The 23,453-nt window shown below is 73.5% G+C and carries 20 protein-coding genes and 4 pseudogenes; 15 read left to right on the top strand and 9 right to left on the bottom strand.

What is annotated here, in order from left to right:
- The 6 genes and pseudogenes from SSOG_RS56205 to paaA form a co-directional block, all read right to left on the bottom strand.
- Positions 1-225: pseudogene (locus tag SSOG_RS56205) on the bottom strand (acyl-CoA dehydrogenase family protein); the annotation flags it as partial.
- Positions 226-371: 146 nt separating this feature from the next.
- The gene (locus tag SSOG_RS22030) at positions 372-1,481 is read right to left on the bottom strand and encodes a 2Fe-2S iron-sulfur cluster-binding protein (RefSeq protein WP_009716447.1); all 1,110 of its coding nucleotides are present in this window, start codon (positions 1,479-1,481) and stop codon (positions 372-374) included.
- Positions 1,481-1,996, bottom strand: coding sequence for a 1,2-phenylacetyl-CoA epoxidase subunit PaaD (paaD, locus tag SSOG_RS22025; protein ID WP_009716446.1), 516 nt, complete (start codon positions 1,994-1,996; stop codon positions 1,481-1,483). The genes SSOG_RS22030 and paaD overlap by 1 nt, the downstream gene beginning before the upstream one ends.
- Positions 1,990-2,691: a 1,2-phenylacetyl-CoA epoxidase subunit PaaC gene (gene paaC, locus SSOG_RS22020; RefSeq protein WP_039938329.1), complete on the bottom strand. Its 702-nt coding sequence runs from the start codon at positions 2,689-2,691 to the stop codon at positions 1,990-1,992. Before paaC ends, paaD begins: the two co-directional genes overlap by 7 nt.
- Complete coding sequence (gene paaB / locus SSOG_RS22015) at positions 2,688-2,984, bottom strand: 1,2-phenylacetyl-CoA epoxidase subunit PaaB (protein WP_039938328.1); 297 nt, start codon at positions 2,982-2,984, stop codon at positions 2,688-2,690. Before paaB ends, paaC begins: the two co-directional genes overlap by 4 nt.
- Complete coding sequence (gene paaA, locus SSOG_RS22010) at positions 2,981-3,937, bottom strand: 1,2-phenylacetyl-CoA epoxidase subunit PaaA (RefSeq protein ID WP_009716444.1); 957 nt, start codon at positions 3,935-3,937, stop codon at positions 2,981-2,983. Before paaA ends, paaB begins: the two co-directional genes overlap by 4 nt.
- A gap of 254 nt (positions 3,938-4,191) precedes the next feature.
- Here paaA and SSOG_RS22005 point away from each other — a divergent pair, with 254 nt between their 5' ends.
- Together SSOG_RS22005 and SSOG_RS22000 are read left to right on the top strand one after the other, a co-directional pair.
- Entirely contained in the window at positions 4,192-4,872 is a 681-nt protein-coding gene (locus tag SSOG_RS22005) for a DUF5819 family protein (protein WP_050799922.1), read from the top strand.
- A 44-nt stretch (positions 4,873-4,916) separates the two neighbouring features.
- Positions 4,917-6,131 (top strand): HTTM domain-containing protein, encoded by a 1,215-nt coding sequence (locus tag SSOG_RS22000; RefSeq protein ID WP_050800335.1) that lies wholly within the window; start codon positions 4,917-4,919, stop codon positions 6,129-6,131.
- A 102-nt stretch (positions 6,132-6,233) separates the two neighbouring features.
- Here SSOG_RS22000 and SSOG_RS21995 read toward each other — a convergent pair whose 3' ends face one another.
- On the bottom strand, positions 6,234-7,115 hold the full coding sequence (locus SSOG_RS21995; protein WP_009716441.1) for a sigma-70 family RNA polymerase sigma factor: 882 nt from the start codon (positions 7,113-7,115) through the stop codon (positions 6,234-6,236).
- Positions 7,116-7,270: 155 nt separating this feature from the next.
- On the opposite strand from SSOG_RS21995, the gene SSOG_RS21990 reads away from it, so the two are divergent.
- Both SSOG_RS21990 and SSOG_RS21985 read left to right on the top strand, forming a co-directional pair.
- A complete protein-coding gene (locus SSOG_RS21990) occupies positions 7,271-8,485 on the top strand; it encodes an alkene reductase (protein WP_106516436.1) in 1,215 nt (404 codons plus the stop codon).
- A gap of 4 nt (positions 8,486-8,489) precedes the next feature.
- Positions 8,490-9,266, top strand: a pseudogene (locus tag SSOG_RS21985) (TrmH family RNA methyltransferase).
- Here the strand turns inward: SSOG_RS21985 and paaN are convergent.
- Complete coding sequence (gene paaN, locus SSOG_RS21980; protein WP_009716438.1) at positions 9,263-10,984, bottom strand: phenylacetic acid degradation protein PaaN; 1,722 nt, start codon at positions 10,982-10,984, stop codon at positions 9,263-9,265. The pseudogene SSOG_RS21985 and the gene paaN sit on opposite strands and share 4 nt — an antisense overlap.
- Positions 10,985-11,118: 134 nt before the next feature.
- Here paaN and SSOG_RS21975 point away from each other — a divergent pair, with 134 nt between their 5' ends.
- A complete protein-coding gene (locus tag SSOG_RS21975) occupies positions 11,119-12,660 on the top strand; it encodes a 3-hydroxyacyl-CoA dehydrogenase (RefSeq protein WP_009716437.1) in 1,542 nt (513 codons plus the stop codon).
- Between the two features lie 2 nt (positions 12,661-12,662).
- A complete protein-coding gene (locus tag SSOG_RS21970) occupies positions 12,663-13,259 on the top strand; it encodes a TetR/AcrR family transcriptional regulator (protein ID WP_009716436.1) in 597 nt (198 codons plus the stop codon).
- 6 nt (positions 13,260-13,265) lie between these two features.
- Here SSOG_RS21970 and SSOG_RS21965 read toward each other — a convergent pair whose 3' ends face one another.
- Positions 13,266-13,754, bottom strand: coding sequence for an Lrp/AsnC family transcriptional regulator (locus SSOG_RS21965; RefSeq protein ID WP_009716435.1), 489 nt, complete (start codon positions 13,752-13,754; stop codon positions 13,266-13,268).
- A gap of 180 nt (positions 13,755-13,934) precedes the next feature.
- On the opposite strand from SSOG_RS21965, the pseudogene SSOG_RS21960 reads away from it, so the two are divergent.
- The 9 genes and pseudogenes from SSOG_RS21960 (at position 13,935) to SSOG_RS21920 (ending at position 23,417) form a co-directional block, all read left to right on the top strand.
- A pseudogene (locus SSOG_RS21960) lies at positions 13,935-15,064 on the top strand (thiamine pyrophosphate-dependent dehydrogenase E1 component subunit alpha).
- Positions 15,061-16,096, top strand: a pseudogene (locus tag SSOG_RS21955) (alpha-ketoacid dehydrogenase subunit beta). The pseudogenes SSOG_RS21960 and SSOG_RS21955 overlap by 4 nt, the downstream one beginning before the upstream one ends.
- Positions 16,096-17,490 (top strand): dihydrolipoamide acetyltransferase family protein, encoded by a 1,395-nt coding sequence (locus SSOG_RS21950; protein ID WP_009716432.1) that lies wholly within the window; start codon positions 16,096-16,098, stop codon positions 17,488-17,490. Before SSOG_RS21955 ends, SSOG_RS21950 begins: the two are co-directional and overlap by 1 nt.
- Positions 17,491-17,522: 32 nt before the next feature.
- Positions 17,523-18,341, top strand: coding sequence for an NTP transferase domain-containing protein (locus tag SSOG_RS21945; RefSeq protein ID WP_039938326.1), 819 nt, complete (start codon positions 17,523-17,525; stop codon positions 18,339-18,341).
- A complete protein-coding gene (locus SSOG_RS21940; RefSeq protein ID WP_078510364.1) occupies positions 18,338-20,086 on the top strand; it encodes a molybdopterin molybdotransferase MoeA in 1,749 nt (582 codons plus the stop codon). The genes SSOG_RS21945 and SSOG_RS21940 overlap by 4 nt, the downstream gene beginning before the upstream one ends.
- Positions 20,083-21,141, top strand: a complete 1,059-nt coding sequence (locus SSOG_RS21935; RefSeq protein WP_009716429.1) for a potassium channel family protein — start codon at positions 20,083-20,085, stop codon at positions 21,139-21,141. Before SSOG_RS21940 ends, SSOG_RS21935 begins: the two co-directional genes overlap by 4 nt.
- 10 nt (positions 21,142-21,151) lie before the next feature.
- On the top strand, positions 21,152-22,129 hold the full coding sequence (locus SSOG_RS21930; protein WP_009716428.1) for an NAD(P)H-quinone oxidoreductase: 978 nt from the start codon (positions 21,152-21,154) through the stop codon (positions 22,127-22,129).
- An 89-nt stretch (positions 22,130-22,218) separates the two neighbouring features.
- A complete protein-coding gene (locus SSOG_RS21925; RefSeq protein WP_009716427.1) occupies positions 22,219-22,704 on the top strand; it encodes a hypothetical protein in 486 nt (161 codons plus the stop codon).
- A 149-nt stretch (positions 22,705-22,853) separates the two neighbouring features.
- The gene (locus SSOG_RS21920) at positions 22,854-23,417 is read left to right on the top strand and encodes a bacterial proteasome activator family protein (protein WP_009716426.1); all 564 of its coding nucleotides are present in this window, start codon (positions 22,854-22,856) and stop codon (positions 23,415-23,417) included.
- Positions 23,418-23,453 lie beyond the last annotated feature (36 nt).

Raw genomic sequence — 23,453 nt, 5'->3', positions numbered from 1 at the left:
GGCACAGCGCGAGGGGGTCGAGCCCGGAGCCGCCGTGGCGCGGGTCGAGGGTCAGCCCGAGCAGATCGGCGTCGGCGAGTCTGCGCCACAGCGCGCGGTCGATGTCGTCGGCGACGGCGCCGGGGGTGAGGGCAGGGCTGGGCACGCCGTCCGGTGTTGTGGAGGAGAAGACGGCTGCGCCGCCTCGACGGCCGCCTGTTGCTCCTCGGTGAAGGTGAAGTCCACTGTCCGTCCTCCCGCGCCGTTGAGCTACGTCTGACGGCCCGTCAAGATAGAACAGGTTCTACAAGAAGGGAACGCCCCGAACGTCCCCTCCGCGTCACCCCTCCGCGTCACCCCGCCGCGCCACCCCGACCCGGGGCGGCGGCCGGTCAGCGGTCGAAGTCCAGCTCCACCCGCTCGCCGACGGGATGGGACTGGCAGGACAGCACATAGCCCGCCTCCACCTCGTCCGGCTCCAGCGCGAAGTTCCGGTCCATCCGCACCTCCCCGGAGACCAGGAACGCCCGGCAGGTCCCGCACACCCCGCCCTTGCACGCGTACGGCGCGTCGGCGCGATTGCGCAGCACGGTCTCCAGCAGCGGTTCCCCGTCCCGCACCGGCCAGCTGCCCGACCGGCCGTCCAGGGTCGCCGTCACGGTGCTGTGCGAGGGCGCGGCGGCCGGGCGGGGCGCGGGGGAGACGCCCTCGCCGGGCTCCGCCGCCACATGGAAGATCTCCTGATGGACCCGGCCGCGAGGCACCCCGAGTCCGCGCAGTGCCCGCTCGGCGGCCCGCACCAGCCCGTACGGACCGCACAGGAACCAGCCGTCCACCGAGCGCACCGGCAGCAGCGAGGGCAGCAGCCCGGTCAGCCGCTCCTCGTCCAGCCGCCCGGACACCAGCCCGGTCTGCTGCTCCTCCCGGGAGAGGGCGCACACCAGCTGGAACCGGTCGGGCCAACGGTCCTTGAGGTCGGCGATCTCCTCCAGGAACATCGTGGAGGCGGCGGTGCGGTCGCTGCGGATCAGACAGAAGCGGGCCTCGGGCTGCCGCTCCAGCAGTGTGGCGGCGATGGACAGCACGGGGGTGATGCCGCTGCCGCCGACGACCGCGGCGAAGTGGCCGGGCCGGGGGGCGAGCACGAACCGGCCCGCGGGGGCCATCACCTCCACGACCTCCCCGACCGCCAGCTCCTTGAGGGCGTACGTGGAGAACGCGCCGCCCTCCACCAGCCGCACCCCGACGCGCAGCAGCTCGGGTCCCTCCGGGCCCGGGGCCGGGGTGCAGATCGAATACGTACGCCGGATCTCCGCGCCGTCGGTGAACCGCCGCACCGCGATGTGCTGCCCGGGGACGAAGCGGAACGTCTCGCGCAGCGCGGGCGGCACCCGGAGGGTGACGGCCACCGCGTCGTCGGCGAGCGGTTCGACGGCGGCCACCCGCAGCGGATGGAATGCGCCGTGGTGGGGCGCGAAGGCGGGCACCGCTTCCGCGGCCATCACAACTCCTTGAAGTGGTCGAACGGTTCGCGGCACGTCTCGCAGCGGCGCAGCGCCTTGCACGCGGTGGAGGAGAAGCGGCTCAGCAGCGTGGTCTCGGTCGAGCCGCAGTGCGGACAGCGCACCGTCAGCTCGACGGGGACCGGCCCGCCCGCCGCCGCCCGCCGTGGCGCGGGCGGCGCTATGCCGGACTCCGCGAGCTTGCGGCGGCCCTCGGCGCTGATCGCGTCCGTCGTCCAGGGCGGCGCGAGCACGGTGCGGACCTCGACCTCGGGCACGCCCCGGTCGTGCAGCACCCGCTCGATGTCGGCGGCCATCGTCTCCACCGCGGGACAGCCGGTGTAGGTGGGGGTCAGCTCGACCTCGACCCGGCCCGGTGCCAGGACCCGCAGCCCCCGCAGCACGCCCAGTTCGGCCAGGGACACCATCGGCAGCTCCGGATCCGGCACGGCCCCGGCCAGCCGCCGCAGCTCCTCTTCGAGCGCGGTGGGGGCGTGGGGCGCGGGCGTCACCATGCCGCCCCCGGGTGGCTGCGGTGCAGATGCTGCATCTGCGCGAGCATCGGGCCGAACGGCTCGGTGTGGATGCCCTGGCGCCCGGCCCCGGCCGCCCAGGCACCGCGCCACGGACCCTCGGGCAGGCTCAGGGTGGCGCGGGTGAGGACGGCCGTGACGCGGCTCAGCCATGCGCCGTGCAGCGCGGACCACTCCACCTCGCAGCCCTCGACCGGCTCGAACAGCTCGCCGGTGAACCGCCACAGCGCGTCCAGCGCGCGGCGCATCCGCTGATGGCTCTCCTCCGTGCCGTCGCCGAGCCGCAGCGTCCACTGCTCGGCGTGGTCGCGGTGGTAGGCGACCTCCTTGACCGCCTTCGCGGCCAGCGGTGCGAAGGGGCCGTCGCCGCGCGCCAGCTCCTCGTACAACAGCTCCTGGTAGGTGGAGAAGTAGAGCTGGCGGGCGATGGTGTGGGCGAAGTCCCCGTTCGGCTGCTCGACCAGCTGGACGTTGCGGAACGCCCGCTCCTCGCGCAGATACGCCAGCTCGTCCTCGTCGCCGGCGAGGGAGAGCAGCACCCGGGCCTGGCCGAGCAGGTCGAGGGCGATGTTGGCGAGCGCGACCTCTTCCTCCAGCACGGGGGCGTGCCCCGCCCACTCCCCCAGCCGGTGGGAGAGCACCAGCGCGTCGTCGCCCAGGGCGAGGGCCGCGGTCACAGGTGCCGCACCCCCTCCGGGATCTCGTAGAACGTGGGGTGCCGGTAGGGCTTGTCGGCGGCGGGCTCGAAGAACGGGTCCTTCTCGTCCGGCGAGGAGGCGGTGATCGAGGCGGAGGGCACCACCCAGAGCGAGACGCCCTCCGAGCGGCGGGTGTACAGATCGCGCGCGTTCCGCAGGGCCATCTCCGCGTCCGGGGCGTGCAGGGATCCCGCGTGGGTGTGCGCGAGGCCGCGCCTGCCGCGGACGAACACCTCCCACAGCGGCCATGCGCCGTTTCCTTCGCCGCTCATGCCCGTGCCTCCCCGTGCTTGGCCGCGTACGCCGCGGCCGCCTCGCGCACCCAGGCGCCTTCCTCATGGGCCCGGCGCCGCTGGGAGATGCGCTGGGTGTTGCACGGCCCGTTTCCCCGCAGCACCTCGCCGAACTCGTCCCAGTCGATCGGGCCGAAGTCGTGGTGTCCCCGCTCCTCGTTCCACTTCAGATCGGGGTCGGGGAGGGTCAGGCCGAGGGATTCGGCCTGGGGGACGCAGATGTCGACGAAACGCTGGCGCAGCTCGTCGTTGGAATGCCGCTTGATCTTCCAGGCCATCGACTGGGCGGAGTGCGCCGACGCGTCGTCGGGCGGGCCGAACATCATCAGCGACGGCCACCACCAGCGGTCCACCGCGTCCTGGGCCATGGCGTGCTGGGCCTCGGTGCCCCGGCTGAGGGCCAGCAGCAGTTCGTACCCCTGGCGCTGGTGGAAGGACTCCTCCTTGCAGATCCGGACCATCGCCCGTGCGTACGGCCCGTAGGAGCAGCGGCACAGCGGGACCTGGTTGGTGATCGCCGCGCCGTCCACCAGCCAGCCGATGGCGCCCACGTCGGCCCAGGTCAGCGTCGGGTAGTTGAAGATCGACGAGTACTTCTGGCGGCCCGAGTGGAGCTTGTCGAGCAGCTCGTCCCGGCTGGTGCCCAGGGTTTCCGCCGCGCTGTACAGATACAGGCCGTGGCCCGCCTCGTCCTGGACCTTCGCCATGAGGATTGCTTTGCGCCGCAGCGAGGGGGCGCGGCTGATCCAGTTGGCCTCGGGCTGCATGCCGATGATCTCGGAGTGGGCGTGCTGGGCGATCTGCCGGACCAGGGACGCCCGGTAGTCGTCGGGCATCCAGTCCCGCGGCTCGATGCGCTCGTCCGCGGCCAGGGCGGCGTCGAACACCGCCTCGTACGCCCCCGCCCCGGCATCCGCCGCCGTCGTCGTCATGCGAAGCCCCTTCGCCGTCCGTCCCCGCCGTCCGTCCCGACGACCAGCCCGGCAACCAACCGACCGACCGATCGTTCGGTTCAATGGTGTGCCGGAGGAACGTAGGGTGTCAAGCCTGTGGATAACGCTGAGGGTGCTGTGCCGGGAGGGCCGCATCGGTAGCGTGCGGGCGAGAGGACACCCACCGGGGGCCGTGGGCGCGCAGCCGTCCGGGCCGGGTGCGCAGACCTGGACCATCGGGAGTGGGGCGGGGCATGGCGGAAACGGAGCCGGATGAGCCGGACGACGAGGCGGCGGAGCGGCTCGCCGCCCTCTCCCTGCCGTCACAGCTGATCGTCGCGGTGGCGGTCGCCGCCGTCGCGGTCGCCGCGGCCCTTCACCTGGGGATGGCGTTCCTGAGCGTCGCGCCGCCCAACACGATCAGCAAGCGGCACGGGGCGGCGATGGACGACTACACGTACCCCGAATTCGAGCGGAACTGGAAGCTCTTCGCGCCCAATCCCCTCCAGCAGGACATCGCCATCCAGGCCCGGGCCGAGATACGCACCCCCGACGGCGGCCTCGCGACCACCGGCTGGACCAACATCTCCGCCCAGGACGGCGCCGCCATCCACCACAACCCGCTGCCCAGCCACACCCAGCAGAACGAACTGCGCCGCGCCTGGGAGTTCTACCTCGGCTCGCACGACGCGCAGGAACGGCCGAACGGCACCCGCGGCAGCCTCTCCGAGCACTACATACGCCGGATCGTCATGCTCCGCCTCGGCCCGGAGACGGACGGCGGCACGGTGCAGCGCGTCCAGGTGCGGTCCGCTACCACGCAGCTGGCCGCACCGCCGTGGAGCGACGAGAAGACCGACACCAAGACGTATTACCGGACCCTGCCCTGGTGGACGACGACCGCGGCCGACCTTCCCGAGGGGGCGCGCCGGTGACGATATCCGCTGTCCAGACCGCCCTCGTGCGGGTCCAGGCCGCCATGGCGCGCGGCCATGCCCGCGTCACCGGAACCGCGCTCGGCCCCCACCAGACGGCCGTGGTGCGCATCGGCTTCTCCTTCACCTGGCTGCTCTTCCTGCTCCGCGAATGGCCCCACCGCCGCGAGCTGTACGGCCCCGACGGTCCCTGGAGCTGGGACATGGCCCGTCAGCTGATCGACGGCAACCGCGCCTTCACCGCGCTCATGTGGTCCGACAGCGGCCTGTGGTTCGAGACCGTCTACGCCCTCGCCCTCGTCTCGGCCCTGCTGCTCCTGCTCGGCTGGCGCACCCGCACCATGTCCGTGCTGTTCATGCTCGGCGTGCTGTCGCTCCAGAACCGTTCCATCTTCCTCGGCGACGGCGGCGACAACCTCATCCACCTGATGTCGCTCTACCTGGTGCTCACCCGGTGCGGCCAGGTCTGGTCGCTCGACGCCCGCCGCGCCGCCCGCCGCCCGGACGGGCAGGAGCCGCCGCGCGATACGACCGGAATCGTGCTGTGGACCGTCCTGGGGCTCGCCCTGGCCTGGGTCCAGCTGTTCACCGACGCGGGGCTGTCCCCGATCGCCGACGGCCCGCTCCCCGGTCTTGGCTGGGCCACGATCCTGTGGGGGCTGTGGCTCATCCAGGGCGGCTGGTGGCTCGCGCGCCGTTACGCACCGGGGGAGCCGCGCACCGTCCTGGACATGCTCGCCAACCTCGCGCACAACGGCGCCCTCGTGGTGATCATGGGCGAGGTCTGCCTGCTCTACGCCTCCGCCGGCTGGTACAAGGTCCAGGGATCGCGCTGGCAGGACGGCACCGCCCTCTACTACCCGCTCCACCTGGACTACTTCTCGCCCTGGCCGTCCCTGGCCGACGCCCTCGCGAGCAGCGGCACCCTGGTGATGCTGCTGACCTACGGCACGGTCATCGTCCAGGTCGCCTTCCCCTTCACCCTGCTGAACCGCCGGGCCAAGAACGCCATGCTGGTGCTGCTGATGCTGGAGCACATCGGCATCGCCGTCGCGCTCGGCCTGCCCTTCTTCTCGCTCGCCGCCATCGCCGCCGACGCGGTCTTCCTGCCGACCGCCTTCCTGCTCTGGACCGTCCGGAAGGCGACCCGGGCCCGCGACCGGCTGGCCGCGCGCACCGTCCGTCTGCCACGGCAGCGGGCGGGGGAGCACGACGAGCGGCCGGACGACGAGAAGCCCGCCCCCACGCTCACCGGCTGAGCGGCCCCGGCCCGCGCCGGTGCGTCGGCCGTTTGCGCCAGCCGTCTGCGCCAGCCGTCTGCGCCAGCCGTCTGCGTCAGCCGCCTGCGTCGGTCGTCTGCGTCAGCCATCGAGGACGGCCAGCTCCAGCCCGCGCAGCCGCACCGGGTTGGCGATCACCTCGTACCCGGCGATGCGCCCGTCCTCGACCGTGAAGGTGAGGGCGAGCAGCAACCGCCCGTGCGGCGCCACGACCACGCCCACCGACCCGTTCACCAGCGCCGGTGCGGCGAACCGCGCCCGGCGCCCGAGCACCCTGGTCTCCTCGGCGACCGCGCGCGCACCGCGGGACGTCGTCGGGACGCCCGGCGGGAGGGCCGCCCGGTCGGCGCGGCGTACGACGTCCGGGGCGAGCACCGTCAGCAGCCCCTCCAGATCGCCGTCGCGCGCGGCGGCGAGGAAGGCGTCCACGACCCGGCGCTGGGCGGCCAGGCCGTCGGCGGAGACCGCGGGCGTGCCGCGCACCTTGTGCCGCGCGCGGCTGGCGAGCTTCTTCGCCGTCGCAGGGGAGCGCTCCACGACGGGGGCGATCTGGTCGAACGGCACGGCGAAGGCGTCGTGCAGGACGAAGGCGATCCGCTCGGCGGGGGCGAGCGTGTCCAGCACCACGAGCAGCGCGCGGCCGACCGAGTCGATCAGCACCGCTTCGCCCTCGGGGTCGCCCCCGCCGTCGTCCCGGACCTGCTGGGCGGGCTGCCGCTCGATCGGCTCCTCGCGGCGGGCGGAGCGCGAACGCAGCATGTCCAGGCACAACCGGGAGACGACCGTGTGCAGCCAGGCGGGCAGGTTCTCGACCCGGTCGGCGTCGCTGCGGCTGAGCCGTAGCCAGGTCTCCTGGACGGCGTCGTCCGCCTCGCTGAGCGAGCCGAGCAGCCGGTAGGCGACCGCCCGCAGATGGCTGCGATGGGCCTCGAACCGTTCCGCCAGCCGGTCCTGCTCGTCCATGGGTCACCTTTCGCCTCCGTGCACCGTCACCGGGATGACGCGCGAAACGGGCCTGACGTGACCGTATGCCGCCGACCGTCCGCCCCGTGCCCGCGCCGCACGGCAGGAAGCCAGGAAGCCAGGAAGCCAGGAAGCCAGGAAGAGGGAGACCGACCATGTACACCGTCGAGACCACCGACACCGCTGCCTTCACCGCCGACACCGCTGTCGCGTCAGCCCTGGGACAGCCGCTGCTGAGCCCGGCGGACCTCGGCGGCTTCCGGATGCCCAACCGGGTGGTGAAGGCACCGGTCACCCGCGCCCGCGCCGCCGGTGACGGGCTGGTGCCGACCGCGATGCACGCCGCGTACTACGGCCAGCGGGCCAGCGCCGGGCTGATCATCGCCGAGGGGACCTGGGTCGGCGAGCAGGCGATCGGCTTCGTCAATGTGCCCGGCATCTACACCGAGGAGCAGGTGGCCGCATGGCGGAGGGTCACCGGTGTCGTGCACGCGCTCGGCGGCCGCATCGTGCTCCAGCTGTGGCACACCGGCGCCGCCTCGCACCCCGACCACCTGGGCGGACGGCGGCCCGCCGGACCCTCGGCGATCAATCCCCGGACGCGGTCCTTCACCTCCGGCGGGTTCAAGGAGACCGTCACGCCCCGGGCCATGACCACGGCCGATATCGCCGCCACCGTCGCCGACTTCGGCGCCGCCTCGGAGAACGCCCGGCGGGCCGGGTTCGACGGGGTCGAGATCGGTGCCCTCGGCTCGTTCCTGATCGCGCAGTTCCTCAACCCGCGGCTGAACCACCGGACGGATGCCTACGGCGGCGACCGCGCGGCCCGGAGGCGGCTGCTGCTGGAGATCGTCGACGCGGCCGCCGTGCCCTGGGGAGGACGGGGGGTCGGGGTCCGGCTGGGACCGTACTGGACGGACGGAGCGATGTTCCGGGCGGACGAGGAGACGCTCGCCGACTACGACGCGCTCGTGTCGGCGCTCAACGACCACCCCGTGGCCTATCTGCATCTGCGCGGACGGGACCTCGCCACACCGGAGGAGGCTCCGGACGCCGGGGAGATCGCCCGCTACCGGCGGCGGTTCGACGGCCCGCTGATCGCCAACAACGGCTACGACCGCGGCTCGGCGAACGCCCTCATCGCCTCGGGGAACGCCGACGCCGTCTCCTTCGCCACCCACTTCATCGCCAATCCGGATCTGGTCACCCGGTTCGCCATGGGCCGTGAGCTGGCGGCCGGTGATCGCGCCACGTACTACACCGGCGGGGCCGACGGCTATGTCGACTACCCCGTCAGCGACTGGCGGGACGGCCCCGGGTCGTGGCCCTGCCAGCGGCCCGGGATGGCGGCCCCGGCCCCCGTACGCTGAGGGGATGACTGAGGACCAGGCCACGCTCGCCGAGCGGCAGTGGCGCGAGACGGCCCCCGAGACCGTGCTGCTCGACGGCTTCCATGCGCTGAAGCATGCGCTCCGCTTCGGTGCCTCGGTGCGGGTCGCGGTCACCAGCGACAAGGCCGCCGCGGTGGAGCTGGCGGCGGAGCTGGCCGGTGATCTCACCGAGGTGATCACGGATCTCCTGGTGGAGGTGCCGGACCGGACCCTGCGCGCTCTGGTCCCCCGGGTGCACCCCACCCGCGTCGCCGCGCTGGCGGTCAGGCGCGGGCGGCAGGGGAATCTGGACGCCCTGGCGCGGCAGCCGAGGCCAGCACCGGTCGTCGTCCTGGACAACCCCCGCAACCTCCCAACGACGGTGCCGTGGTCCGGCTCGCCGCGGGGTTCGGGGCCGCGGGAGTGGTCACCACCGGGGACATCGACCCCTGGCACCCGAACGCCGTGCGCTCGGGTGCGGGCCTCCACTTCGCCACCGCGGTCGAACGGCTGCCGACCGACGCCCTCCCGCCGGGACCGCTGTACGCCCTGGACGCGGAGGGGGAGGACATCCGGTCCCTGGCCATCCCCGATGACGCCCTTCTGGCGTTCGGCTCCGAGCGCCACGGGCTCTCGCCGGAGCTGCGCAAGAGGGCCACCCGGCTGGTGGCCCTTCCCATTCTTTTCCCAGGTGTCCTACTACAACCTGGCCACCAGCGTGGCCATGGCCCTGTTCCACTGGGGAGGACCTCCCGCGCATCCGCGGGACAGCACGGTCTAGGCCGGGCGCCGCACCTCCACCGTGCGGAAGCGGCTCGCCACGAACGCCCCGTCGCACAGCGCGGCGTTGGCCGACGGGTTGCCGCCCGAGCCGTGGAAGTCCGAGAAGGCCGCGGTCTGGTTCACATACACCCCGCCGGTCAGGTTCAGCGACAGCTGGGCGCACTCCTCCAGACACGCCTCCTCGATCAGCCGCTCCACCTCGGGCGACGTCGTGTACGCACCGACCGTCATCGCGCCCTTGTCCCGGGTGGTGCGGCGCAGCAGGGCGACCGCGTCCGCCGCGGAGTCGACCGCGACGGCGAAGGACACCGGGCCGAAGCATTCGGAGAGATAGGGCGCGTCCGCGTCCGCCCCCTCCCAGAACTTCCGCGCCCCGTCGGCCTTCACCACCAGCGGCGTACGCACCGTGGCATCGGGGAAGTCGGGGTGGGCCACCGCGCGGGAGGCGAGCGCGACGCCGCCGAGCCCGGGTGCGGCCTCCAGCCGCTCCCGCACCCGCGGGCCCACGATCGCGCCGAGCAGCGCGCTCGCCCGCGCGTCGTCGCCCAGCAGCCCGTCGACCGCCGCCGCCAGATCGGCCACCACCTCGTCGTACGCCTTGGGACCGGCGTCGGTGGCGATGCCCTCGCGGGGGATCAGCAGGTTCTGCGGGGTGGTGCACATCTGGCCGCTGTAGAGGGACAGGGAGAACGCCAGATTGGCCAGCATGCCCTTGTAGTCGTCGGTGGAGTCGATGACGACCGTGTTGACCCCGGCCTTCTCCGTGAAGACCTGGGCCTGCCGGGCGTGGGTCTCCAGCCAGTCGCCGAAGGCCGTCGAGCCCGTGTAGTCGATGATGCGGATCTCGGGGCGCACGGCGAGGACCTTGGCGATGCCCTCGTCGGGCCGCTCGGCCGCCAGCGCCACCAGGTTGGGGTCGAAGCCCGCCTCCCGCAGCACCTCGCGCGCCGTCCGCACGGTCAGCGCGAGCGGCAGCACCGCCTGCGGATGCGGCTTGACCAGCACCGGGTTGCCGGTGGCGAGCGAGGCGAACAGGCCCGGGTAGCCGTTCCACGTGGGGAAGGTATTGCAGCCGATCAGCAGCGCGATGCCCCGCGGCACCGCGGTGAAGGTCTTGCGCAGCTCCAGGGGGTCGCGCTTGCCCTGCGGCTTGGACCAGTCGGCGGCTCCCGGCGTGCGCGTCTGCTCCGCGAACGCGTACGCCACGGCCTCCAGACCGCGGTCCTGGGCGTGCGGGCCGCCCGCCTGGAACGCCATCATGTACGCCTGTCCGCTGGTGTGCATCACCGCCTGCGCGAACTCATGCGAGCGGGCGCTGATCCGGGCCAGGATCTCCAGGCAGACCATGGCACGCGCCTCGGGTCCGGCATCCCGCCAGGCGGGCATCCCCGCCCGCATCGCGGGCAGCAGCACGTCGATATCCGGATGGGGATACTCCATGCCCATCTCGGCCCCGAACGGCGAGATCTCGGAGCCCGTCCAGCCGTCGGTGCCCGGCTGGTCCAGCTCCAGGCGCGTGCCGCGCAGCGCCTCGAAGACGGTCTGGCCCTCGGCGACGCTCAGGCTGGGCCGCCCGCCCTGGCCCTCCCCGCCGTACGCCTTCGGATGCTCGGGGTGCGGGGACCAATAGGCGCGGGTACGGATCGCCTCCAGGGCCTGGTCGAGGGTGGGACGGTGCGTCTTCGTCAACTGGTCTGTGGTGAGTCCGGCGGTCACGGCTGACCAACTCCTCGTCGAGCTGGGATTGAGCTGGGCTGGAAGTGGCGACAGAGTTAGATTAACCGAACGATCGGTCGGGACAAGAGGGCCTGGCGGACCTGTGGATAACTTCGTCGAAAAGGATCAGCGGTATGACTGCGAGCGGCACGAGCGACCGTGGGATCCAGCGCACCGGCACCGTAGCCGTCGTCGGCACCGGCACCATGGGCCAGGGAATCGCCCAGGTGGCGCTGGTCGCCGGGCATCCGGTGCGGCTCTATGACGCCGCGCCCGGCCGCGCCGCCCAAGCCGTGGACGCCATCGCGGCCCGCCTCGACCGGCTGGTCGCCAAGGGCTCCCTCGCCGCGGCCGGCCGCGACGCCGCCCTCGGCCGGCTCGCCGCCGTCGACCGCCTCGCGGACCTGGCCGACACCGAGCTGGCCATCGAGGCCATCCTGGAGGAGCTGGGCGCCAAGCAGCAGCTGTTCACCGCCCTCGAAACCGTCGTCTCGGACCGCTGTCTGCTCGCCACCAACACCTCCTCCCTCTCCGTCACGGCCGTCGCGGGCGCCCTGCGCCGCCCCGGCCGCCTCGTCGGCCTCCACTTCTTCAACCCGGCCCCGCTGCTGCCGCTGGTCGAGGTCGTCCGCGGGTTCGCCACCGACCGGGCCGCCGCCGACCGCGCGTACGAGACCGTCGCCGCATGGGGCAAGACCCCGGTGCGCTGCGCCGACACCCCCGGGTTCATCGTCAACCGGATCGCCCGCCCCTTCTACGCGGAGGCCTTCCGGGTGTACGAGGAGGGCGGCGCCGACCCCGCCACCATCGATGCCGTCCTGCGCGAGTCCGGCGGCTTCCGGATGGGCCCCTTCGAGCTGACCGACCTCATCGGCCAGGACGTGAACGAGGCCGTCACCCGATCCGTCTGGGAATCGCTGTTCCACGATCCGAAATTCACCCCGTCCCTCGCCCAGCGCCGCCTGGTCGACGCCGGACTGCACGGGCGCAAGACGGGCCGCGGCTGGTACGACCACGCCGACGGCGCACCGCGCCCCCGCCCGCACACCGCCGAGCCCTGCGACGCCCCCGCGAAGATCGCCCTCCATGGGGACCTGGGCCCCGCCGCCGGGCTCGTCCCCCTCATCGAGGAGGCGGGCATCACGCTGGTGCGCGAGCCCGTCGCGGAGGCCGGGCCCGGCGGCTTCCTCGCGCTGCCCGACGGCACCCGGCTGTCCCTGACCGACGGATCCGCCGCCACCACGGACCCCTTCGCCCCCGGTATCCGGTTCGACCTGGCGCTGGACTACCGCACGGCCACCCGCATCGCCCTCGCCCCCTCCGCGACCGCCGACCCCCTGGCCACGGCCGCCGCGACCGGCCTCTTCCAGGCGCTCGGAAAGCAGGTGAGCGTGGTGGGAGACCTCCCCGGCATGATCGTGGCCCGCACCGTCGCGATGCTCGTGGACTTCGCCGCGGACGCCGTCGCCCGCGGGGTGGCGAGCGCCGGGGACATCGACACCGCCATGCGCACCGGAGTCAACTATCCGCGCGGTCCGCTGTACTGGGGTGACCAGCTCGGCGCGGGCTGGGTGCGCGATGTCCTGAAGAACCTCCACGACGCCTGTCCCACCGGCCGCTACGCCCCTTCCCAGGCCCTGATCCGGCGTGCCGCCACCGAGGGAAAGCTGCTCTAATCATGACCATGGTCAAGCGCGACACCTATACGCCCGAATCGCTGCTCGCGGTCGCCGTGGAGGTGTTCAACGAGCGCGGCTACGACGGCACCTCCATGGAGCACCTCTCCCGTGCCGCGGGGATCTCCAAGTCGTCGATCTACCACCACGTCAAGGGCAAGGAAGAGCTGCTCCGGCGGGCCATAAGCCGTGCGCTGGACGGGCTGTTCGGCATCCTCCAGGAGCCGGGCGCGCGCGACGGCCGGGCGATCGAACGGCTGGAACACGTGACCCGGCGCACCGCCGAGGTGCTGATGGCGGAGCTGCCCTACGTCACCCTGCTCCTGCGGGTCCGCGGCAACACGGACACCGAGCGGTGGGCCATGGAGCGCCGCAGGGAGTTCGACCACCAGGTCGCCGATCTGCTCAAGCGGGCGGCCGCCGACGGCGATCTGCGCACCGATGTGGACGCGCGGCTGGCGACCCGGCTGCTCTTCGGCATGATCAACTCCATTGTGGAGTGGTACCGGCCCGGCCGGGGCGGGGCCGCGGGAGCCGACGAGGTGGCCGAGGCCGTGGTCCGCACCGCCTTCGCGGGGCTGCGCGTCCCCACGAACTAGACACCCCTAGACCTCCGGGTCCAGATCCGTTTCCTCGAAGACCAGCAGGGTGCGGGTGCTCAGCACCTCGGGGATGGCCTGGATCCGGGTGAGGACCAGTTCGCGCAGCGAGCGGTTGTCCTCGGTGTGCACCAGCAGCAGCACATCGAAATCCCCGCTGACCAGGGCGATGTGGGCGGCTCCCGGCAGCATCCCGAGCTGTTCGCGCACGGTGCGCCAGGAGTTCTGGACGATCTTCAGCGTGATGTACGCGGACGCCCCCTGCCCGGCCCGCTCCTGGTCCACCCGGGCGCTGAAGCCCCGGATCACCCCGTCGTCCAGGAGCCGGTTGATCCGGGCGTAGGCGTTGGCGCGCGAGACGTGCACCTGCTCGGCCACGGACCGTATGGAGGCCCGGCCGTCCGTCCGGAGCAGTCGCAGGATGTCACGGTCGATGGGATCCAGGGGGCGCGCGGGAGGTTTGCCGCCCGGATTGGCCATCTGTTCGTCCTGCATACCGCCCCGCCTCCCCTTCATGGACGTCCTGTCTTCATCTCAGGCTGTGCAGAACCGTTTGTCCACAGGCTCGGGTCGCCTGTAGCCAAAATGCGTCAACGACCGAACAATCGGTAGGTGAGGGCGATGCCGCTCGGCACGCCCGCCCTCCAGCAGTCTGCCCGCCCAGGAGGTCGTGTCATGACGGTCCTAGAGCAGCCCGGCGCCTACCACCCCACTCCCCCGCCCGCCTGGCGGCCCCGCACCGACGCCGCACCGCTGCTGCCCGACCCCGAGCCGTACCGCCTGCTGGGCACCTCCGCCGCCGCCGACCTCGCCCCCGACCTGCTGACCAGGCTCCACCGGGAGCTGGTGCACGGCCGCCGCTACAACGTGCAGAAACACAAAAAATCACCCGGCAGGGCAGGCTGGCCGTCTACCCCTCCTCGACCGGGCAGGAGGCCTGCCAGGTGGCCGCCGGACTGGTGCTGGAGGAGCGCGACTGGCTCTTTCCCAGCTATCGCGACACCCTGGCCGCCGTCGTCCGCGGGCTCGACCCCGTCCAGGCCCTCACCCTGCTGCGCGGCGACTGGCACTCGGGCTACGACCCCCGGGAGCACCGCGTCGCCCCGCTGAGCACCCCGCTGGCCACCCAGCTGCCGCACGCGGTCGGTCTGGCCCACGCCGCGCACCTCAAGGGCGACGACGTCGTGGCGCTCGCCCTGGTCGGCGACGGCGGCACCAGCGAGGGCGACTTCCACGAGGCGCTCAACTTCGCGGCCGTCTGGCAGGCCCCCGTGGTGTTCCTGGTCCAGAACAACGGCTTCGCGATCTCCGTCCCGCTCGCCAAGCAGACCGCCGCCCCCTCCCTGGCCCACAAGGCAGTCGGCTACGGGATGCCCGGGCGGCTCGTCGACGGCAATGACGCGGCCGCCGTCCACCAGGTCCTCGGCGAGGCCGTCCGCCGGGCCCGCGGCGGTGGCGGCCCCACCCTGGTCGAGGCCGTCACCTACCGGATCGACGCCCACACCAACGCCGACGACGCCACCCGCTACCGCTCCGACGCCGAGGTCGAGGCATGGCGCGAACACGACCCGATCGCGCTCCTGGAGGCGGCCATACGGGACCGCGGGCTGCTGGGCGACGACGGGATCCGGGCCGTGCGCGACTCCGCCGAGCGGCTCGCCGCCGATCTGCGGACCCGCATGCACCAGGACCCGGTCCTCGACCCCCTGGAGCTGTTCGAGCACGTCTACGCCGAGAAGACCAGCCAGCTGCGGGAGCAGGCGGCGCAGCTGCGGGCCGAACTCGACGCCGAGGGGGAGCGATGACCACCGCCACCGAGCGCAAGCCCGCCACCATGGCCCAGGCCCTCGGCCGGGCGCTGCGCGACGCCATGGCCGCCGACCCGGCGGTCCATGTCCTCGGTGAGGACGTCGGCACCCTGGGCGGCGTCTTCCGGATCACCAGCGGGCTCGCCGAGGAGTTCGGCGACGACCGCTGTACGGACACCCCGCTGGCGGAGGCGGGCATCCTGGGCACCGCCGTCGGCATGGCCATGTACGGGCTGCGGCCCGTTGTCGAGATGCAGTTCGACGCCTTCGCCTACCCCTCCTTCGAGCAGCTCGTCAGCCATGTCTCCCGCATGCGCAACCGCACCCGGGGCGCGGTGCCGCTGCCGCTGACCGTGCGCGTGCCGTACGGGGGCGGCATCGGCGGCGTCGAGCACCACAGCGACTCCTCCGAGGCGTACTACATGGCCACCCCCGGCCTCCATGTCGTCGCCCCGGCGACCGTCGCCGACGCGTACGGGCTGCTGCGGGCCGCCATCGCCTCCGACGATCCGGTCGTCTTCCTCGAACCCAAGCGGCTGTACTGGTCCAAGGCCGACTGGGACGCCGACCACCCGGCCGAGGTCCCGCCGATCGGGCGGGCGGTGGTCCACCCCGGGGCGGGCGGGGGCCGCAGCGCCACGCTGATCTCGTACGGGCCCTTCGTCCCGGTGTGCCTCGAAGCCTGCCGAGGCGGCGCGGGCCGAGGGCTGGCGCCTGGAGGTCGTGGACCTGCGCTCGCTCGTCCCCTTCGACGACGAGACCGTATGCGCCTCCGTGCGCCGGACCGGGCGGGCGGTCGTCGTCCACGAGGCCGCCGGTTTCGGCGGCCCCGGCGGCGAGATCGCCGCCCGCGTCACCGAGCGGTGCTTCCACCACCTGGAGGCGCCGGTGCTGCGGGTCGCCGGGTTCGACATCCCGTATCCGCCGCCGATGCTGGAGCGGCACCATCTGCCCGGCGTGGACCGGGTGCTGGATGCCGTCGCCCGGCTCCAGTGGGAGTCGGAGTGGACCGAGGGGAGCGCGGTCTGATGGCTGTCGTGCGGGAGTTCACGCTGCCCGACCTGGGGGAGGGGCTCACCGGGGCGGAGATCGTGCGCTGGCTGGTCGAGGTCGGCGACGTCGTGGCGGTCGACCAGCCGGTCGTGGAGGTCGAGACCGCGAAGGCCATGGTGGACGTGCCGTGCCCGTATGCCGGGGTGGTGACGGCGCGATTCGGGGAGGAGGGCACGGAGCTGCCGGTGGGTGCGCCGCTGCTGACAGTGGCGTCTTCCGGTGTGTCCGGTGGACCAGGTGAGGGTGGTGGTTCCGCTGAGGCCGGTGATTCCGGCAACGCGCTCGTGGCACCCGGCTCGGAGGACCCCGCGTCTTCCGGTGAGCGGAGCGCGGTGAGCGGCTCCGGCGAGGGGTCCGGCAATGTGCTCGTCGGATACGGCACGGGCGCCCCCGCCGCACGGCGGCGCCGGGTGCGGCCCGCCGGCGGACCTGCCCACGCGCCCGCCAGTGGACCCGCCCGGGGGCCTGCCAACGGGGAGGCGGCGGCCACGACCGTGGAGGGTCCCGTTCCGGTGATCTCTCCCCTGGTCCGGCGGCTTGCCCGGCAGCATGACATCGACCTGCGGCAGCTGGTGGGCTCCGGTCCCGAGGGCCTGATCCTGCGCGCCGACGTCGAGCGGGCCATCCCCGGCACCGCGGAGCCGGTGGGCGAGGAGCCGGTGAGCGAGGAGCGGGGAGAGCGCGGGGAGCGCATCCCCCTGCGCGGGGTGCGGGGCGCCGTGGCCGACAAGCTCGCGCGTAGCCGCCGCGAGATCCCCGACGCCACGTGCTGGGTGGACGCCGACGCGACCGAATTGCTCGCCGCCCGCACGGCCATGAACGCCGCCGTCGGCCCCAAGATCTCCGTGCTCGCCGTGCTGGCCCGCATCTGCACGGCCGCCCTCGCGCGCTTCCCCGATCTGAACGCCACGGTGGACATGGAGCGCCGTGAGGTGGTCCGGCTCGCCGAGGTGCACCTGGGGTTCGCGGCGCAGACGGACCGCGGTCTCGTCGTCCCCGTCGTCCGCGACGCCCATACGCGCAGCGTCGAGGGGCTGGCCGCCGAGATAGCGCGGCTGACCGAGGCCGCGCGAGCGGGCGCGCTGTCCCCCTCCGACCTCACGGGCGGCACGTTCACGCTGAACAACTACGGCGTGTTCGGGGTCGACGGCTCCACGCCGATCATCAACCACCCCGAGGCCGCCATGCTCGGCGTCGGACGGATCGCCCCCAAGCCCTGGGTGCACCACGGCGAACTGGCGGTCCGCCACGTCGTGCAGCTGTCGTTCACGTTCGACCACCGGGTGTGCGACGGCGGGACGGCGGGCGGGTTCCTGCGGTATGTGGCCGATTGTGTGGAGCAGCCCTCGGTGCTGTTGCGGGGGCTGTAGGGAGTGTCCGGCCCAGCGGCCATACTCGGAGGGTGACGTATGACGCGGTGATCCTGGCCGGGGGTGCCGCCCGGCGGCTCGGCGGCGTGGACAAGCCCGCGCTCCGCGTGGGCGGACGTGCCCTCCTGGACCGGGTGCTGGGGGCGTGCCGGGGAGCCGGGGAGACCGTGGTCGTCGGCCCGCGCCGACCCACCGTACGGCCCGTCCGCTGGGCGCGGGAGGAGCCGCCCGGCGGCGGTCCGGTCGCGGCCGTCGACGCGGGCGTGCGGGGGACCACCGCCCCCGTCGTCCTCCTGCTCTCCGCCGACCTGCCGTTCCTCACCGGGGAGACCGTGCAGGCCCTGCTCACCGGGCTCGGACAGGCCGACGGCGCCGTGCTCACCGACCCGGACGGGCGCGAGCAGCCCCTCGTCGCCGCCTACCGCGCCGAACCGCTGCGGCGTGAGATCGCGCTGCTCGCCACCGAGCACGGCGGCCTCGGCGGACTGCCGCTCCGGCTGCTCACCGGCGAGCTGAACCTCCACCACATCCCGCATGCCACCGCCTCCTTCGACTGCGACACCTGGGAGGACATCACGACAGCCCGTGCGCGCATCAGGGAGCATGGACACGTGCTGGAAGAATGGATCGCCGCAGTCAAAGCAGAACTCGGGATCGACCTCGATGTCGACACCGCCGCCCTCCTCGACCTCGCCCGGGACGCCGCGCACGGTGTCGCCCGGCCCGCCGCCCCGCTGACCACGTTCCTCGTCGGCTATGCCGCCGCGCAGCAGGGCGGCGGCCCCGAGGCCCTGGCCGATGCCAGCCGCAAGGCGGCTGCCCTGGCGGCGCGTTGGGCTGACGAGGAATGACGCGGCGGGACCCCCGTTCCGGGGATGCCGACGGGCTCGACCGCCAGGTCGACGAGGCCCTGGCCCTGGCCAACGAGAAGGCCACCGCCCAACGGGCCTCGCCACCGCCGGACGTGCCGGACCCCGAGCTGGGCTGGCCCCCGCCGAGCGTGGCGCGCACCATCCGCCACGGCGCCCCCGACAACCGGAAGGCGCCCCCGCCTGTGCCCGACGATGCCTTGGGCTGGCCGCCGCCGACCCTGCATCGACCGGAAGCGATGCCACCGGAGGGAGAGCCGACGTACCCGGGAGGGGGCGGGGTCGCAGGGGCGGGGGCCCTGGACGCCGACGTGGATGTGTGGCGCCGTGGACTTCCGGACGACTCCGCGCTTCAGGGCTCCCGGCGCCGTAGACATACGGTCCAGGACCCTCGTCCCGGAGACCTCGCCCCCGCACCCGACAACGCACCCGACGCGCACCCACCCGAGGCTCCCCTGACTGCCTGGCCAGACGCCCGCCGCATCGCTGCCCGAGCCGCCCGAGCCGCTCCCGCCAGGGCCGCCGCGCCCGTCCTGCGGGCGCTCGACGACGCGCTCGGGCATGTCCTCGCCGAACCGCTCACCGCGCTGACCGACCTGCCGCCGTTCGACACGTCCGCCATGGACGGCTGGGCCCTCGCCGGGCCGGGCCCGTGGCGGCTCACGGCGGGCCGGTCGGGGCGCGGGATCCTGGCGGGGACCGGCGTGGTCGAGCCGTTGTCCGACGGGCACGCCGTGCAGATCGCCACCGGGGCCCGGATCCCGCCCGGCGCCACCGCCGTGCTGCGCTCGGAGTACGGCGCGGACACCGGCGACGGCTGGCTGTACGCGGCGAAGGCGCCGCAGCCGGTCGGCTTCGGGCAGGACATCCGCCCCCGCGGCCAGGAGTGCCGCAGCGGCGATCTGCTGCTGCCCGCGGGCACGCGGGTCACGCCCGCCGTGCTGGGGCTCGCGGCCGCCGCCGGGTACGACGAACTGGCGACCGTGCGCAGGCCGCGGGTGGAGGTGCTGGTCCTCGGGGACGAGCTGCTGCACCGGGGGCTGCCCCGCGAGGGCGGCATCCGGGACGCGCTGGGGCCCATGCTGGGGCCGTGGCTGCGGGCGCTGGGCGCGGAGGTGTCGAGCACCCGCCGGATCGCCGACGAGGCGGACGCGCTGTACGCGGCGATCGACGGCTCGTCGGCGGACCTCGTCGTGACGACGGGCGGCACCGCGGCGGGCCCGGTGGACCATGTGCACCCCACCCTGCACCGGCTCGGGGCCGAGCTGCTGGTGGACGGGGTGGAGGTGCGGCCGGGCCATCCGATGCTGCTGGCCCGCCTCGCGCCCGAACGGCATCTGGTCGGCCTGCCGGGCAATCCGCTGGCCGCCGTATCGGGGCTGCTGACGCTCGCGGAGCCGCTGCTGCGGACGCTGACGGGCCGCCCCGAGCCCGAGCGCCGCCCGGCCCCGCTCGCCGAGGCGGTGAGCGGGCATCCGCACAACACCCGGCTGGTGCCGGTGACGTTCCGGTACGACGAGGCGCGGCCGCTGCGCTTCAGCGGTCCGGCGATGCTGCGCGGCGTCGCGGTCGCGGACGCGCTCGCGGTGATCCCGCCGGGCGGGGCCGGACGCGGCACGGAGGTCGAGGTGCTGGAACTCCCCTGGTCGAGCGGGACCGGCGGCACCGGCGGCAGCGGCCAGGATGACGACGACGATGGCATACCCACCCAGGAGGGCCACGCGTGAAGCTGCCCAGTCATGACGCGGCGGCCCGTACGCCACCGGAGGACACCGGTCACCGTGTCCATCTGCCGCGCTACCCGGACGGCCCGCTGCGCCAGGTGGGCCGCCGGCTGCTGCTGGCGCTGCTCGTCCTGGTGCTGACGGTCCTGATCGTCTACATGGACCGGAGCGGCTACCACGACAACGCCGACGACAAAGTCGACTTCCTCGACTCCGTCTACTACTCCACCGTGACGCTGTCCACGACCGGCTACGGCGACATCGTCCCGCACAGCGACAGCGCCCGGCTCACCAACATCCTGCTGGTCACGCCGCTGCGCGTGCTGTTCCTGATCATCCTGGTCGGCACCACGCTCGAAGTCCTCGCCGAGCGCACCCGCGAGCAATACCGCCTGAACCGCTGGAGGTCCGCCTTGCGCGATCACACCGTCGTCATCGGCTTCGGCACCAAGGGACGGTCCGCCGTCCAGACGCTCATCGCGGGCGGACTGCCCAAGGGGCGGGTGGTGGTGGTCGATCCGAACCACAAGGTGATCGAGTCCGCGACCTCCGAGGGGTTCGCGGGCGTGGTCGGGGACGCGACCCGCAGCGATGTGCTGCTGCGGGCGGAGGCGCAGCGGGCCCGCCAGTTCGTGATCGCGACCCAGCGGGACGATACGGCGGTGCTGGTCACGCTGACCGCGCGGCAGCTCAACAAGGGCGCGAACATCGTGGCGGCGGTGCGCGAGGAGGAGAACGCGCCGCTGCTGCGCCAGTCGGGCGCGGACGCGGTGATCACGAGCGCGAGCGCGGCGGGGCGGCTGCTGGGGCTGAGCGTGCAGTCGCCGACCGCGGGGGCGGTGATCGAGGACCTGATCCAGCAGGGCAGCGGCCTGGACCTGGTGGAGCGCACGGTGGTGAAGGCCGAGGTGGGCAGGTCGGTGCGGGACACGGACGACCTCGTGGTGTCCGTACGGCGCGGGCATCGGCTGCTGGCGTACGACGACCCGGACGCGAGCCCGTTGCAGGCCGCCGACCGGTTGATCACCATCGTTCGCGCGCCGACGCCCCAGGAGTAGCCTCGCGGCCATGCATGCGATCACCATTCCTGAACCCGGCGGCCCCGACGCGCTCCAGTGGACGGAGGTGCCCGATCCCGTGCCCGGCGAGGGGGAGGTCCTGGTCGAGATCGTGGCCAGTGGCGTCAACCGCGCCGATCTGATGCAGCGGCAGGGCCACTATCCGCCGCCGCCCGGCGCCCCCGAATACCCCGGTCTGGAGTGCTCGGGCCGGATCGTGGAGCTGGGCCCCGGCGTCAGCGGCTGGGCGGTGGGCGACGAGGTGTGCGCGCTGCTGGCGGGCGGCGGGTACGCCGGGAAGGTGGCGGTCCCGGCGGGCCAACTGCTGCCGGTGCCCGACGGCGTCGACCTGGTCACCGCCGCCGGGCTGCCCGAAGTGACCGCGACCGTCTGGTCGAACGTCTTCATGATCTCCCATCTCCGGCCGGGCGAGACGCTGTTGGTGCACGGCGGGTCGAGCGGCATCGGCACCATGGCCATCCAGCTCGCGAAGGCGGCCGGGGCGCGGGTGGCGGTCACGGCCGGGTCGGCGGAGAAGCTGGCGGCCTGCCGGGAGCTGGGGGCCGACGTACTGATCAACTACCGCGAGCAGGACTTCGTCGAGGAGGTCCGCGCGGCCACCGACGGCGCCGGGGCGGACGTCATCCTGGACATCGTCGGGGCGAAGTACCTGGCCCGGAACGTGGACGCGCTGGCCGTCAACGGACGGCTCGCGATCATCGGTCTCCAGGGCGGGGCGAAGGCCGAGCTGAACCTGGTCAAGCTGCTGGGCAAGAACGGCGCGGTGACCGCGGCCGGGCTGCGGGGCCGTCCGCTCGGCGAGAAGGCGGCGATCGTCGCGGCGGTACGGGAGCACGTCTGGCCGCTGATCGGCAGCGGCCGGGTCCGCGCGATCGTGGACCGTACGCTCCCGATGCGGGAGGCCGCGGAGGCGCACCGGCTGCTGGAGTCCAGCGGCCATGTGGGCAAGGTGCTGCTGACGGTCTGAGCGCGGCCCTCGGCTCCGGGCGGGGCCGCCATGGCCTGATCGGCCGCGCCCGGAATGCCCGGATCGCCCCGTCGTGTGACTCTCATCCCGTGAGGCACCTGAAACGTCTGAGGCTGCCCGCGGCGTCCCTGCTGGCGGGCGCCGCCCTGTTCGCCGCCCCGCAGGCCGCGGCGCGCGCCGACGACGGCGATCTGGCGGGGACCCGGGCCGGGGAGGGCCGGGCCCACCCAGGCCGGACCGCGGCGCCCACCCCCTCGCCGGACCCCTCGGCCGACCCCGCGCGGCCTTCGCGCACCCCGGCCGACCCGGGCGGCCGGCCGAGCGGGCGGGACCAGGCCGACCCGCGCCCGTCGCTGGTTCCGGACTGGACGCCGTCGTCGCTTCGGCTCCCCCATGAGCAGGAGCGACGCGGGGCGGACGAGCTGCCCCAGGATGATCGTCCGTACGCCACCGAGCGGACCGCCGCGTCGCCCGGGGACCTGGCGACGCGGGTGCTGCCGCTGGGCACCGGGCTGGCGCTGGCCGGGCTGGGGCTCGCGCTGGCCTTCCTCGGCCTGCGGCTACGCCGCCACTGAGGACGCGGCGGGACGCGGCGGGGACGCGGAGCGGAGACGGCGGGGATACGGCCGGGGCGCGGAGCGGACGCGGACGGTCCGGGGCTCCCCGGGGCCCCGGGGAGCCCCCGCAGCCTCCCCCGGAGGTGGCGGTGCGGAACAATGGGGGTATGAACCAGCCGATGAACGAACGATCGCAGGAGAGCCCGCACGTCCTGGTCGTCGGTCCGGACGGCATGGCGCTCGGCGGTGTCACTCCTGGCGATGGCAGTGGTGACGACGAGTCGCGCGAGGTTCCCGTGACGGACATGGTCGAACAGCCCGCGAAGGTCATGCGGATCGGAAGCATGATCAAGCAGCTGCTGGAGGAGGTCCGCGCCGCACCCCTCGACGAGGCGAGCCGTGCGCGTCTCAAGGAGATCCACGCCAGTTCGGTCAAGGAACTGGAGGACGGTCTCGCCCCCGAGCTGATCGGGGAGCTGGAGCGGCTGTCGCTGCCCTTCACCGAGGACTCGGTCCCGACGGAGGCGGAACTGCGCATCGCCCAGGCGCAGTTGGTCGGCTGGTTGGAGGGGTTGTTCCACGGCATCCAGACGACGCTGTTCGCCCAGCAGATGGCGGCCCGCGCACAGCTGGAGCAGATGCGCAGGGCGCTGCCCCCGGGCGTCGGCGGCGGTGAGGACGAGGGGATGGGGCCGGAGCACGGAGGCGCCCGCTCGGGCCCGTACCTGTAGCGGAGGCGCGCACCGCGCCGACCACCCGAACGGCGG

Origin of the sequence: Streptomyces himastatinicus ATCC 53653, from assembly GCF_000158915.1 — a bacterium.
In the GTDB taxonomy this organism is placed as follows: Bacteria; Actinomycetota; Actinomycetes; order Streptomycetales; family Streptomycetaceae; genus Streptomyces; species Streptomyces himastatinicus.
This window is presented reverse-complemented; position numbering and strand designations above follow the sequence as displayed.

What these genes read in the sequence shown, in the direction of transcription:
- SSOG_RS21970 (WP_009716436.1), top strand. Translation starts at nt 12,663, where the DNA reads ATGACCATGGTCAAGCGCGACACCTATACGCCCGAATCGCTGCTCGCG.
- SSOG_RS21995 (WP_009716441.1), bottom strand. Translation starts at nt 7,115, where the DNA reads ATGGACGAGCAGGACCGGCTGGCGGAACGGTTCGAGGCCCATCGCAGC.
- SSOG_RS22030 (WP_009716447.1), bottom strand. Translation starts at nt 1,481, where the DNA reads ATGGCCGCGGAAGCGGTGCCCGCCTTCGCGCCCCACCACGGCGCATTC.
- SSOG_RS21920 (WP_009716426.1), top strand. Translation starts at nt 22,854, where the DNA reads ATGAACCAGCCGATGAACGAACGATCGCAGGAGAGCCCGCACGTCCTG.
- SSOG_RS21990 (WP_106516436.1), top strand. Translation starts at nt 7,271, where the DNA reads ATGTACACCGTCGAGACCACCGACACCGCTGCCTTCACCGCCGACACC.
- SSOG_RS21930 (WP_009716428.1), top strand. Translation starts at nt 21,152, where the DNA reads ATGCATGCGATCACCATTCCTGAACCCGGCGGCCCCGACGCGCTCCAG.
- SSOG_RS22000 (WP_050800335.1), top strand. Translation starts at nt 4,917, where the DNA reads ATGGCGCGCGGCCATGCCCGCGTCACCGGAACCGCGCTCGGCCCCCAC.
- SSOG_RS21965 (WP_009716435.1), bottom strand. Translation starts at nt 13,754, where the DNA reads ATGCAGGACGAACAGATGGCCAATCCGGGCGGCAAACCTCCCGCGCGC.
- paaA (WP_009716444.1), bottom strand. Translation starts at nt 3,937, where the DNA reads ATGACGACGACGGCGGCGGATGCCGGGGCGGGGGCGTACGAGGCGGTG.
- SSOG_RS21950 (WP_009716432.1), top strand. Translation starts at nt 16,096, where the DNA reads ATGGCTGTCGTGCGGGAGTTCACGCTGCCCGACCTGGGGGAGGGGCTC.
- SSOG_RS21975 (WP_009716437.1), top strand. Translation starts at nt 11,119, where the DNA reads ATGACTGCGAGCGGCACGAGCGACCGTGGGATCCAGCGCACCGGCACC.
- SSOG_RS21940 (WP_078510364.1), top strand. Translation starts at nt 18,338, where the DNA reads ATGACGCGGCGGGACCCCCGTTCCGGGGATGCCGACGGGCTCGACCGC.
- paaB (WP_039938328.1), bottom strand. Translation starts at nt 2,984, where the DNA reads ATGAGCGGCGAAGGAAACGGCGCATGGCCGCTGTGGGAGGTGTTCGTC.
- paaD (WP_009716446.1), bottom strand. Translation starts at nt 1,996, where the DNA reads ATGGTGACGCCCGCGCCCCACGCCCCCACCGCGCTCGAAGAGGAGCTG.
- SSOG_RS22005 (WP_050799922.1), top strand. Translation starts at nt 4,192, where the DNA reads ATGGCGGAAACGGAGCCGGATGAGCCGGACGACGAGGCGGCGGAGCGG.